This is a genomic window from Paenibacillus taichungensis (genome assembly GCF_050994985.1).
GTDB classification, from domain to species: Bacteria; Bacillota; Bacilli; order Paenibacillales; family Paenibacillaceae; genus Paenibacillus; species Paenibacillus taichungensis.
On record NZ_CP194720.1, the window covers coordinates 6,172,646 to 6,184,927 of the forward strand.

A 12,282-nucleotide genomic window follows, 5' to 3' on the forward strand; every position below is an offset into this window, starting at 1 on the left:
CCCCAACATCTATACTTTCTGAGGGACAAGCTATACTTTCTACATGGATAATTACAATATTATCCAGTAAAATGGAATTTGTAAGCGCTTACTATTAAATCAAATACTAATATTCGAAGGAGGAAGATCATGTTCAAGTCCAAATGGTTCAAAACTGTCGGTTCACTGGCTTTGGTAGGTGTGCTCGCTACCTCAGTAGCCGTTGGCAGTGTGAGTGCAGGTTTGGCCAAAGGAAGCAAGTTTTTGGGCAATATCATTGCAAGCAGTGTTCCCTCCAATTTCAGTCCCTATTGGAACCAGGTAACGCCGGAGAATTCAACGAAATGGGGCGCAGTTGAAGCCACGCGTAACAATATGAACTGGTCTCAGGCGGATATCGCCTACAATTATGCCAACAACAATGGATTTCCGTTCAAGTTTCACACGCTTGTCTGGGGAAGTCAGGAGCCAGGTTGGATTAGTGGACTCTCCGCTGCAGATCAGAAGGCTGAAGTAATCCAGTGGATCAAGGCAGCAGGCCAGAGATATTCCAAATCAGCGTTTGTCGATGTAGTCAATGAACCATTACATGCCAAACCTTCCTATCGTAACGCCATTGGTGGTGATGGAGCGACAGGGTGGGACTGGGTTATTTGGTCTTTTGAGCAAGCAAGACAAGCTTTCCCGAACGCCAAGCTTCTGCTGAACGAATATGGGATTATTGGCGATCCGAATGCAGCTGATCAATACGTTCAGATCATCAATATTTTGAAGAGCAGAGGCCTGATTGATGGCATCGGCATCCAGTGTCATTACTTTAATATGGATAACGTTTCTGTCAGCACAATGAATACCGTATTAAACAAACTTGCGGCAACCGGATTGCCGATCTATGTATCCGAACTGGATATAACCGGCGATGATAACACACAGCTGCAGCGCTACCAGCAGAAATTCCCTGTCCTCTGGCAGCATTCGGCCGTTAAAGGTGTGACGTTGTGGGGCTTTAATCAAGGTCAGACTTGGGTGAGTGGTTCCCATTTGGTGAATACGAATGGTACAGAGCGTCCAGCGCTGCAATGGCTGAGAAATTATCTTGCGAACAATCCTTAAGCTAGGCAGGCAGAACCATTCACAGAATCATTTCTTTCCATAGCTTGACAAAAATATAGCGTCATGTGCCCACATCAAGTAGGGCGACATGACGCTATTTCGTGGTTTGAATGGGTATTAGGATTGAGGAATGATAATACTGTTGAAGGAATCCGCCTCCAGCTCGAACCGGAGTGTCTGTCCTTCATACGCCAAATGCAGGTCCCGGCTGTCCTTGAACGGATTGTTGATGACAATGACGAGACTATTGTCCGGGTTGCGAAAAGCCACGGCTTTGCCACTCCAGGCTCCAGAAAGTCCGACTCTTCGTGCACCAGGCACGACATCATGAGCAAAATGCTTCATCACATAATACTCGGGATTCCGAATGATTCCTTTGGCATCCGGGTCTACCGTAATCATGGAGTTTTGCTCCCACCCCCATGTGCTGCGGCCTTTTGGCTCCAGAACCATGTTCCAGTAAATATACGCATTCACTCCATTACTGAAATAGTGCTGGTACAGATTAAATACATACTTGGCGTAGTTCCACGAGTTGTTACCGTCACCGCACTCATTCTCGGTCTGCATGTAACGAAGCTCCGGGTAGCTCGCGGCTGTACGTTGGATGGCATTTTTGCCTGCCCACTGATAACCGACTCCCTTGATATAGGCGTAGGCTTTGGGATCACTAAGCACCAGTCCGGCATATTCGTCAAAATCATTTGTTTTCTTTTTGATCAATTCTTCCCATGGATCAGGTGCGTTGATCGTTCCCAGCCAAATTTCCGTATCCAGACCGTGCTGATCAAAAGCAGGGCCCAGGTAATCGGCGATAAACTCACGCAGCTGCTCACCTGTCCACATGCAGGAAGGGAATTTCTGATCCGCGATGACTTCGTTTTGTACATGGACCTGATGGATGGTAATGCCAGCGTCCTTGTACGCCTGTACGAATTTGACGAAATACAGCGCATAAGCTTCCAGAATATCCTTCTCCCAGCGCAGCGTTCCATAGTTATAGGCTTTTGGTGACTTCATCCAGGTAGGTGGGCTCCACGGTGAGGCGAAGAATTGCAGATTCGAATTATAGGTCAGGGCCTCTTTGATGTATGGAATCAGATATTTGAAATCGCGTTCGATCGAAAAATGTTCCATGGCCACATCGCCGTCCACCTCATTGTGACTGTACCATTGCTCTGCATAATCACTCGCGCCAATGGGCAGGCGACAGATGTTGAATTTATGTTCTCCTTCCGGGTGGAAGAGGGAATGAAATACGTCATGACGCTGCTCCTCATTCAAGTGGGACAGGGCAATATAACCAAGCTCATTAAAGCAACCGCCAAATCCTTCTACAAGCTGATGCTGTTCACCTGTGAGCTTTAAGTTAGCGTTTTCATTTGTAGTTGTATAAGAAATCTCTTTCCACGCATGATCTGGTGTAGTGGAATAACCATGTAATGTCAGGGACATTGGAATTTCCTCCTCGCTTGAATCTCAGGTATGATGTACAGTCAGTATATCAAGTCCCTTTGCAAAAGAAGATACGCTGAACCGCGTAAAATTTGCCCTAATCCAAGGTGGTGAAATGCATGATCATTCCTGAACCATACCGTTCTTATCTATCTCCGGAGAGCCGATGGCTACCTGCGACGGACTGGAACGTCAAGCTGTTTGGTGCTCATATGCAGAAGGTGAAACAGGGCTGGCAAGTGCCGCTGGAATCGCATTTGGCCTTTGAATTGATATTGATTCTGGAAGGGTCGCAGACGACGATACTGGAGAATATTCGTTATGATCTCCACGCAGGAGATATATTGCTCATCCAGCCTGGGTGCAAACATACCAATGAATGTAATCAGGAGCAAGGGCTTACCTACTTTATTGCCCATTTCAATGTTGATGAGATTCTGTTTCGCCAGGAGATGAGTAGACATGTGCAGATGTTGTTTCCATGTGGCGGCGAGGATAATCAGCGATTAACGGAAGTCATGATGAAATGGGTGGATCTGCTTCAGCACAAAGAAGAATATACAACATCAGATTTGTTCCGTATGCAGGCTGGTTTGTTGGAGATTTTGGCGATATTGGCAGAGCAAAGTTCTTCCCGTTCCCAAGAAGCCGTATCGCCTACTGTGGCGCACTATGCAACACTGATTGCTGAGGCAATCAAAAGCCGTTTCAATGCCGGGAACATCCAGCGGGAAGGGCTGGGGGATAAGGAAATTCGGATTGAAGAGATTGCGGCCTCGCTTCAAATCAGCCCTGGATATGCACTGGAGACATTTCAGAAAGTATACGGCATCTCTCCGCGCAGATATTTGTCCGAACTGAAGCTTCACGAAGCCAAGCAGCTGATACACCAGCCTGATCTTAATCTCACTCGGGTTGCCACCATGCTTGGGTATTCCAGTCTTGCGCACTTTAGTCGGCAGTTCAGAAGATGGACTGGCATGAGTCCCAGTGAATACAGGCAGACCCTGGGCAGCATCCGTTTTTTTGATTAAATAATCGCCATTCCGCCAATCGTATTGCTGCCAGTGTATCCTGTATACTGCTCATCAAAAATCCCCGCTGATGTTCAGACGGGGACTTCGCTGTGCATGTAATTGTGCATTTGAGAAAAGTTGAGATAAGTGCTCGGTGCTTGATGATGCTTGGCTTAATTAAGGTTGTTCATTCTCGGCCTGCGCTTTGTTTTCGAAGATCAGAATCGTTTTGCTGCTTCCGATATAAGCAACCGTCGTATTGAATTGCTCCGAAATAAAACGTACCGGGACAAACGCCTTTCCATCCTTCATCAACAGTGGTGCATCGTTTATCGCAAGTGTATCGTCGACAATCACCTGTTTGTTGCCCACGGTCCACCGAACCACTGTACCATTCTGCGCAATCTGAACCTCCTGTGTATCCGGATTCCAGTTCACGCTGGCATTCAATTGCTCGGAGACAAAGCGGAGTGGTACATAGGTCCGTCCTTCATCGATAAAGGGTGCAGCCTCCAGTGCGTAAGCACGATCCCCGACATAGGCCGTGGTAGATCCTTCAATAAGCCGCTGGAAGCTGCCCTGTGGAGTACGTTTCTGCTCCCGCACATTCATCTGGTTTAGCAGGCGCATCGTGTCACTGCCGCTCGCAACATCCAGATAATTATTTTGTACCGTGAGTCCGGCAGGTTCCGGTTCAGAGACCGAGGTCTGCGTACCGGAGGATAAGGAAGTGGAAGCCGAGATATCCGTTATCGTATTTGTATTTGCAGAGCTGTTTCTTGTAAAAGTAAAACCGGCAATCGGTGACAGATTCCACACCCGGTTATTGGACAGTTTCAGTACTTCCAGCTTGGACAGCTGGCGTAATGGCTCCAGATCATAGATCTGATTGGACTCCGCATTCAGTTCTTTCAATCCTACCAGGTCTTCCAAGGGTGCCAGATGCTGAACCTGATTCCCAGAGAAGTCTAGCGCCTGCAGGCGTGTCATATGCTTCAAAGGCATCAGATCGGAGATCTCGTTGCCTGCCACATTCAGCTTCTGAAGTGTATTCGGCAGATCAGCCAGTACATCCAGTGTATGAATGTGGTTGTTGGCCACATTGAGCTGTTTCAGTTTTCTTTTATCCGCCAGTGGTGTCAGGTACGTTATCGCATTATTCGAGATTTCAAGCCATTGAAGATCATCTGCATCCGCCAGTGCGGAGAGACTGGTAATCTGGTTGCCGCTGGCGTGAAACGTATGTAAACGGGTGAATCCACGTACAACTTCTATGGAAGAAATGGAATTGTTGCTGATATACAGCCGTCCCAGGTCTTTCAAATCAGCGAGTGCATCAATCGATGTAATGTAGTTATTACGAACGTCAACCTCGCGAAGCTGAGTCAGATGCGCCAGCGGTGTTAGGTCTTCAATCTCATTGCCATATAACCGGAGGTGTGTCAGATTCGTGGCGTATTCCAGGCCGGACAGGCTTTGAATGCCTGCATTGCTGAGATCCACTACGTTCAACTGCTCCAGATCGGAAGAGGTTAGCGGGGAATCTACCGGTTTGTTCAGAATCAGCTTCAGTCCGTTCTCTAGTGCAGGATCTTTGATGATTCCTTCGCCCAAGTCTGCCGTAGTATAGGCCATCGCTTGCCCAGCCGCCCCGAGACTCAGGATGAAGACTAGAAATAGTAGAGTCATTCTTCTCATTGCATGAATTCCCTCCGATTCCGATTTTGATGATAGGTAAGTGTACCGTTCTTATGTAATTTGTGAGTACCAATTTATGTCGGTAAACTACTATAGTTACGATATGGACAGATATAATAGATAAACACATCTATAGTTATTAACCCATCATGGGGCAAAAGGAACAAGAAATTCATGACAGGCAGAACATCTACTTCTATTCTATATGATACAAACCCCATACTGCACTCTTCCAGTCATCTTTTTCAAAAAAAATTGTACAACTCCCCCAGATGCTATTCAACTCCATGGCAGAAAGGGTATAGATGAAGTAAGAAAGCCATTTGGAGGAGAAGATGCAGGTATGCGCCAAGCCATGATCATTAGTAATCCATCGTCGGGTAAAGAAGAGGCTCAGCAATATGTGTCCCAGGTACAAGAAATTCTTGAATCACAGCAGTATGAAGTGGTGGTCAATGAGACGGCTGGTGAGGGCGATGCGACCAACTACTGTCTGAGTGCCTGCAAAGATGGCTGTGATCTCGTCATTTCCATTGGAGGGGATGGGACGCTGCATGAGACGATTAACGGCATGATGGATCAGGAGCATCGTCCCAGACTGGGTGTGGTGCCGCTGGGTACAGTGAATGATTTTGCGCGTGCGCTGAATATCTCGCTTGATCCGGAGGAAGCCATTCGGCAGTTACGTTCGGAGCAGATCCATAAGGTGGATCTTGGTAAAATCAACGATCGTCTGTTTGCTAACGTGGTGGCAGCGGGTTCATTGGCAGAGGCGTTATTCTCGGTATCCTCTGAAGAGAAGTCGAAGCTGGGTTCATTCGCTTATTTGAAAGAAGGATTGAAAGATTTGATGAACACACCGGCCAAGCCACTCACTATTGAGTATGATGGGCAGTTCTGGGAAGGGGAGTCTCCACTTTTTCTCGCGGCACTGACCAATTCGGTTGGAGGTTTTGAGAAATTGTCCCCGGAAGCAGCGGTGGATGATGGATTAATACATTGTTTTGTAATCCGTAGCATGAATGTCTTTAATACGGTAACACTCGGAACGTCCCTGTTGTTTGGCAATCTGAAGAATCATAAGGATGTTGATTATTTTACGGCAAAAGAAGTTCACGTCCGTTCTACAGAAGCCATTCGCACAAATGTGGATGGAGAAGAAGGGCCCTCTCTGCCCATTCAAATCAGTGTATTGCCTCGGCATATTGAAGTGATAGTTCCGGAAGAAGTATAGGTGGAGGAACGATGCAGAAAAAAACCTCCATTATTCCATATAAGAAATCTAAAATTCCATTGAAACCGATTGCAGTTCTGTGTCACAATCATAGACGGAAGACAAGTATATACTAGTTGGCAAAGATCATGAGAATGAATGTACGATACTATTCGAATATGGAGGGAAATCATCTTGAGAACAATTAAACTTGGCAGCAGCGCACTCGAAATACCGGTTGTAGCCGTTGGCTGCATGAGAATTAATTCATTAAGCAGCAAAGAAGCTGAACATTTTGTTCATTCCGCCATGGAAGCAGGCGCGAACTTCTTCGACCATGCTGATATTTATGGAAACGGGGCTTGTGAGGAGATCTTTGCAGAGGCTGTGCAGATGAATCCCCAAGTTCGTGAAAATATGATTCTTCAATCCAAATGCGGTATCCGCAAAGGCATGTTTGATTTCTCCAAAGAGCACATCTTGAATTCGGTGGATGGCATTCTGCAACGCTTGAAAACCGATTACCTTGATGTTTTATTGCTGCATCGCCCGGACACCTTGGTGGAACCGGAAGAAGTAGCTGAAGCCTTTGATCAGCTGGAACGCGAAGGCAAAGTGCGTCACTTCGGGGTATCCAACCAGAATCCGAACCAGATCGAACTGTTGAAAAAATACGTTAAACAGCCACTGGTAGCCAACCAGCTGCAGTTGAGTATTACCAATACCACGATGATTGATAGTGGAATCAACGTAAATATGGAGAACGATGCCGCGGTTAACCGTGATGGCAGTATTCTTGATTATTGCCGCCTGCATGATATCACGATTCAACCATGGTCCCCGTTCCAATACGGATTCTTTGAAGGCGTATTCCTGGGCAGTGATAAGTTCCCGGAACTGAATGCGAAGATCGATGAGATTGCTGCAAAATATGAAGTGAGCAACACGACCATCGCAATTGCCTGGTTGCTGCGCCACCCGGCACAAATGCAGCCCGTGACAGGTACAATGAACATCCAGCGTTTGCAGGATTGCATCAAAGCTGGCGATGTTCACCTTACACGCCAAGAGTGGTACGAAATCTATCGTGCAGCTGGCAATGTGCTGCCTTAAACCCAAATCAATACATAGCAGAATGATCTGCTGTATTGCATGTAAAACACGAGCGTATATAGCGCTCGTGTTTTTATTTTATCCTTTATTTGATGCTTATTCGTTCCCGGTATAAAATAAGGGTAGGGCCTCTATTTTAACAAAAGGATTATTTTGTAATTAATACAAATTAGTTGAATTTATCTTATTGACCCTTGCTTAATTATTACATATAATTACTTTTGCATACCGTTAATCCTGTTTATGGTTTTTTATTTTGGAGGGTGGTGTTAGTTTGGAGCCGACAACCACGATACGCGATCATTTAGAGAGTTATCTGAAGCGTGAGCAGATGTCCATTAGTCTTTTTTCGGAAACGTCAGGAATTAACTCGGGTACGCTGAGCAACATTTTGAACAAGAATCGTCCGATTGCGATGCAGCAGCTGGATCGAATCACTTCAGCTATGAGACTTGAAGAAGGTTACTTCTATGAATTGTATATAGATGAGTGTTTTGTCCATGCTGCCCCTGACTGGCGAAGACTGGGACCATTCCTTCATCGATGTGCAGAATTGAATAAATTGAATTGTATTGAAGATGTTATCCGGTTGATGATGGATAATCTATCTTATATTCCTTTGTTATTTGATCTGGCTGAAGAATTCTACCATGCTGGTAAATTCAAACCGGCCGTTCTACTATATGAAACGATAGCCGAAAGTGAGAAAATGCAACACTCCGAACGGCTTGCACTATGTCAGTATCGACTATTCAGATTGGGGCTGAGCAATGATCAGCAACGAAATCTAATCATTGCGGCCCAATTCGAATACTATGTAGATCGGCTGGATGAACGTTATCAGCTGGATGCGCTCAACGAACTGATCAATGCCTTTGGTGCCTTGCACAGATGGAATAAAGTTCAGGAGCTGTCCGAGAAGCTTAGGGTGAAAGCAACCATCCATTATGAGCTGAATGGAAGAAGGAAACAGGAAGAAACCAAAAGACCAATTGTGTTTTACATTCTGTATTCTTATTTGGCTTCAGGTAGTGCGTGCTATCAACTTAAAGACTATCAAGGCGCGCTTAAATATGTTTCTTTATACACGGATAACAGTTGGGTTAAGAACCCTAATCAAGACGAGATGGTAGTTATGAATCAGTTTCAGGAATGGGCTGAGGGCAACCGTTATATATATCAATTAATGAGCGGACAGTTTGATGTGTTGCCTGAATATTTGAATTACATCTCAACAAAAGAAAATGAAATTTTCCCGGCGCTTTGTGATATTGTGACTGCTGCCAATCGCTATGATAAAAATATTGATGATGTGCTCGAACAGTATGAATCCTACTTTACGTACCAGGAACAGAGCAACCGAATTGGAAAGGTTAGCAGACAGGTTACAGATGATCGATATTTACGTCTTTTAGCAGATCTCGCTGCGTATTATCTAAAGAAAGACGAGTATTTCACAGGAATACAATTTGTTCTGGATAGTTTACGATTCTCTATTGAAATTAGCAGTGGACGAGGTATGCTTAGAGGTGTCGGACTGTTTGAGCAATATAGGGAGTTTGCAACTGAGACGGCGAAACAGCAATACAAATTGATCATTAGTGAGGTGCAGAAACTCAATGAAGAGAAAGTTGGCTTTGCTGATAGCTACATGTAGTATTATTATTTACATTGTAGCTCCTGCTACGGAACCTGTCTCAGGCAAGGAAGTTCCAGACCCCGGAATTATGAGAACTGCTGACCACGGATTCGGAACTTAAAAAATTGGTAAGGGACGCTTCTGAATATTCATTCAGAGGCGTCTTTTTTTGCGTCTGGTGGAAGAATAAGTATGTCGTACCCCTTGCGGCCTATCGATTGGCATAATAAACTAAAATATGACAAAAAGGAGGGGTACTATGGATTGCCTGGAGTTAATGTCACAGATCGAAGAAGCCAGACAACAGCTTCACCGCTTGCAGTCGGAATACGGCAGTTTGCTTCATCCTGAAGTCATCCAGCAATCTGTAGTTCTGGACGGTCTTATTAATCAATACAATCGAGCCAAAATGAAAAAGTTGATTAATTAGTGCTTCGCCTATTTACATATTGGTTTCCGTATACTATAGTTAGTCACATGAGTAACTAACCGACTAACTAATTAACAATGGATGAAAGTTGGAATCGCATGAAATCGAATTTGGATGAATCTCAGCCTATTTTTCATCAGATATCCATGATGATTATGGATGACATTGTAGACGGCAGATTGAAGGTGGAGGAACAGGTCCCTTCAACCAATGAACTCTCTCGCTTTTACAATATTAATCCAGCCACGGCACGCAAAGGGCTTCAAATGCTCGTGGACAAAGGTATCATTTACAAACAGCGAGGTGTTGGAATGTTTGTTGCGAAGGGAGCCAGGGAAGCATTGCTTGTTGAACGAAAGCAGCATTTCTACGAAGAATATATCAAACCTTTACTTGAAGAGGCCAGACGGATTCACATGAATGAGGACATGATTATCGATTTGATCCGGGGCAAGAAAGATAAGGAGAGTGAGTTATGATTCAGATCGAGCAGGTGACCTACAGCTATCAACAGACGCCGGTGCTAAAAAACGTGACGTTACATGAGAGTGAGCCGATCATTAGTGCAATGTGGGGAAGAAATGGTGCAGGCAAAACAACCCTGATGAGTCTGCTCGCAGGCCATAACCGGCCTGATACTGGAACCATTGAAGTGATGGGCCAGGATCCATACAACAACTTGGCTGCGCAGGAGAATCTGTGTTATATCCAGGAGAACCATCCCCTGGGTAGAAATTGGACGATCAACGACATGGTTCGATTCGGTCAATACTTCCATCCTCAGTGGAATCAGGGTCTCGCCGAGCAACTAATCGACATGTTCGAACTGCCAGTGAAGAAGAAGATCACCAAATTCTCAAAAGGCATGAAGACCGCCGCTCAGATGATATTGGGTCTTGCCAGTAACGCAAGAGTAACGATTCTGGATGAGCCCACCAATGGACTTGATGCTGAGAAACGTAAATATTTCTACAATACTTTACTGGAGACGTATGAAGATAACCCGCGTCTAATCCTAATATCAAGCCATCATATTGAGGAGATTCAGCCTTTATGTGAGTCCCTCATCGTTCTGCAAGCCGGGGAAGTGTTATTTAATCAGCCGATGGAAGAGATGCGCGAAAAAGGAGTTCTTCTAACAGGGAGAATTGAAGATGTCAATCGAGTCACCGCAGACGTGAAGGTCATAGAATCTTCCCAGATGGGATCGACCTTGAAAGTGATGATTGATGAGCCATACTCGAAAACGTGGAAAGACATCGCTCATACGCAGGGGCTTTCCATTGAGAAGGCAACATTACAGGATTATTTGGTCAACAGGACGCGTAATCAGGAGGGGATTAAGCGATGAACTCGGTTAAAGGTACGAATCGGCTGATTCTGGACGATATGCGCTGGTATTTAATGATTTTCTCGTCAATTACACTCATGCTTACAGTTGTCTATCTGGCCATTGGATTCATCTTTGATGTGACGTATACTACTCAACTATTTGGTCCAATGTACGGAGGAATCTGTGCTTTTGCGGTCGCGGGCATCATCACATTGTTTCCGGTTGCGATCGGTATGGGCAGTACACGAATACAGTTTATGAAATCCTTTTATATCATTTCGGTATGGATGGTCGTAGGAACAATTACGATACTGAACGTCATCTATTTCATTATGCATCTTCTCCATGAATATGGGACGCTTGGCGTAACCTTTTATCAACCAGGTATGCTGTATTCAAGTGAATATCATTTTTTTTCCTATCTATGGTTTGATCTGATGATTGGTTTTCTGGTGCTGGGGTTATCCATCTTCTCAACTGTTTGTTGGATTAGATTGGGGATGCGCAACTTTTTTGTCCTGTTCTTTGGGGTTAGCTTAATCGTTACGCTGGTAATTGTTCTATCAGATCTGAGCACGTGGGTCCAGTGGTTTACAAATGTCAATCTCATCGCATTGTTCACCACTCTGGGGGTCATTGGAGGTGCTTTGCTTCTGAGCACGTACCCGATGATGAGGAATGCGCCGCTTACAATGAAAGGCAGAAAAGACTGATCAGATCAGAAAAACACGAGTGTGTACATACACGTCTCGTGTTTTTTTGTATAGGTTAGGCTTGAGCTTGTGGTTTGAATCCTTCTTCTTTGAGATACTCGCCAGCTTCGCTACGTGTTTCGAAAGCCATATCCAGATTAACACCGGAATACACATACCACATGTCATCTTCATATTTTAAAGTCAGCGTATGTCCATCTTCATCGACCCATGTTCCGCCACCTGTAGAGGTTGTAGCCAATGCAGGAGCAGCAGTTTTTACTTGTTCTGGCACCTCGAATTCAACTGCGTTGGGATTGTGAGACATCGCTTTGATTGTCTCATCTAATAATGTGCGTAGATCTTCTTCGGAGTAATCACGAATATTGACGAATCCTTTAGCATCGGTCTCATAGTTGGGCAGTAGCCCTGCATAGATATAACCGTTACCGTTAGGGTGAATATGGAGAGCAACAATCTTTTTATCATACGCACTTTCTTCGTAGTGGAAATTAACACGACCGAGAGAAACATCTTTGCGTTGCAGTTGGGGATACGATTGTAGCACTTCAAGCTTTTGTTCAACGTTAAGCATATTTTC

At 45.0% G+C, this 12,282-nt stretch carries 12 protein-coding genes; 9 read left to right on the top strand and 3 right to left on the bottom strand.

Annotated features, from left to right (window positions below; all coding sequences use genetic code 11):
• Positions 1 to 129 precede the first annotated feature (129 nt).
• The gene (locus ACR1R9_RS27940; protein ID WP_063565840.1) at positions 130 to 1,092 is read left to right on the top strand and encodes an endo-1,4-beta-xylanase; all 963 of its coding nucleotides are present in this window, start codon (positions 130 to 132) and stop codon (positions 1,090 to 1,092) included.
• A gap of 117 nt (positions 1,093 to 1,209) precedes the next feature.
• On the opposite strand, the gene ACR1R9_RS27945 is transcribed toward ACR1R9_RS27940, so the two are convergent.
• Positions 1,210 to 2,547 carry a glycoside hydrolase family 30 protein gene (locus ACR1R9_RS27945; RefSeq protein ID WP_175381974.1) on the bottom strand — a complete coding sequence of 446 codons (1,338 nt, stop codon included), beginning with the start codon at positions 2,545 to 2,547 and terminating at the stop codon, positions 1,210 to 1,212.
• A gap of 119 nt (positions 2,548 to 2,666) precedes the next feature.
• Here ACR1R9_RS27945 and ACR1R9_RS27950 point away from each other — a divergent pair, with 119 nt between their 5' ends.
• Positions 2,667 to 3,581 (top strand): AraC family transcriptional regulator, encoded by a 915-nt coding sequence (locus tag ACR1R9_RS27950; protein WP_433922229.1) that lies wholly within the window; start codon positions 2,667 to 2,669, stop codon positions 3,579 to 3,581.
• Positions 3,582 to 3,740: 159 nt separating this feature from the next.
• On the opposite strand, the gene ACR1R9_RS27955 is transcribed toward ACR1R9_RS27950, so the two are convergent.
• Entirely contained in the window at positions 3,741 to 5,261 is a 1,521-nt protein-coding gene (locus tag ACR1R9_RS27955) for a leucine-rich repeat domain-containing protein (RefSeq protein ID WP_433922228.1), read from the bottom strand.
• Positions 5,262 to 5,604: 343 nt separating this feature from the next.
• Between ACR1R9_RS27955 and ACR1R9_RS27960 the strand changes: the two genes are divergently transcribed.
• The 7 genes from ACR1R9_RS27960 (at position 5,605) to ACR1R9_RS27990 (ending at position 11,702) form a co-directional block, all read left to right on the top strand.
• Positions 5,605 to 6,495, top strand: a complete 891-nt coding sequence (locus ACR1R9_RS27960; RefSeq protein ID WP_064641592.1) for a diacylglycerol/lipid kinase family protein — start codon at positions 5,605 to 5,607, stop codon at positions 6,493 to 6,495.
• A 174-nt stretch (positions 6,496 to 6,669) separates the two neighbouring features.
• Positions 6,670 to 7,587, top strand: a complete 918-nt coding sequence (locus ACR1R9_RS27965) for an aldo/keto reductase (RefSeq protein WP_063565845.1) — start codon at positions 6,670 to 6,672, stop codon at positions 7,585 to 7,587.
• A 274-nt stretch (positions 7,588 to 7,861) separates the two neighbouring features.
• On the top strand, positions 7,862 to 9,244 hold the full coding sequence (locus ACR1R9_RS27970; RefSeq protein WP_076287269.1) for a transcriptional regulator: 1,383 nt from the start codon (positions 7,862 to 7,864) through the stop codon (positions 9,242 to 9,244).
• Between the two features lie 241 nt (positions 9,245 to 9,485).
• Positions 9,486 to 9,656 carry an aspartyl-phosphate phosphatase Spo0E family protein gene (locus ACR1R9_RS27975; protein ID WP_076287270.1) on the top strand — a complete coding sequence of 57 codons (171 nt, stop codon included), beginning with the start codon at positions 9,486 to 9,488 and terminating at the stop codon, positions 9,654 to 9,656.
• Positions 9,657 to 9,754: 98 nt separating this feature from the next.
• Positions 9,755 to 10,135: a GntR family transcriptional regulator gene (locus ACR1R9_RS27980; RefSeq protein ID WP_063565917.1), complete on the top strand. Its 381-nt coding sequence runs from the start codon at positions 9,755 to 9,757 to the stop codon at positions 10,133 to 10,135.
• On the top strand, positions 10,132 to 11,007 hold the full coding sequence (locus tag ACR1R9_RS27985; RefSeq protein WP_076287271.1) for an ATP-binding cassette domain-containing protein: 876 nt from the start codon (positions 10,132 to 10,134) through the stop codon (positions 11,005 to 11,007). Before ACR1R9_RS27980 ends, ACR1R9_RS27985 begins: the two co-directional genes overlap by 4 nt.
• Entirely contained in the window at positions 11,004 to 11,702 is a 699-nt protein-coding gene (locus ACR1R9_RS27990; protein ID WP_433922227.1) for a hypothetical protein, read from the top strand. The genes ACR1R9_RS27985 and ACR1R9_RS27990 overlap by 4 nt, the downstream gene beginning before the upstream one ends.
• 55 nt (positions 11,703 to 11,757) lie before the next feature.
• Here ACR1R9_RS27990 and ACR1R9_RS27995 read toward each other — a convergent pair whose 3' ends face one another.
• Entirely contained in the window at positions 11,758 to 12,276 is a 519-nt protein-coding gene (locus ACR1R9_RS27995) for a hypothetical protein (RefSeq protein WP_076287273.1), read from the bottom strand.
• Positions 12,277 to 12,282 lie beyond the last annotated feature (6 nt).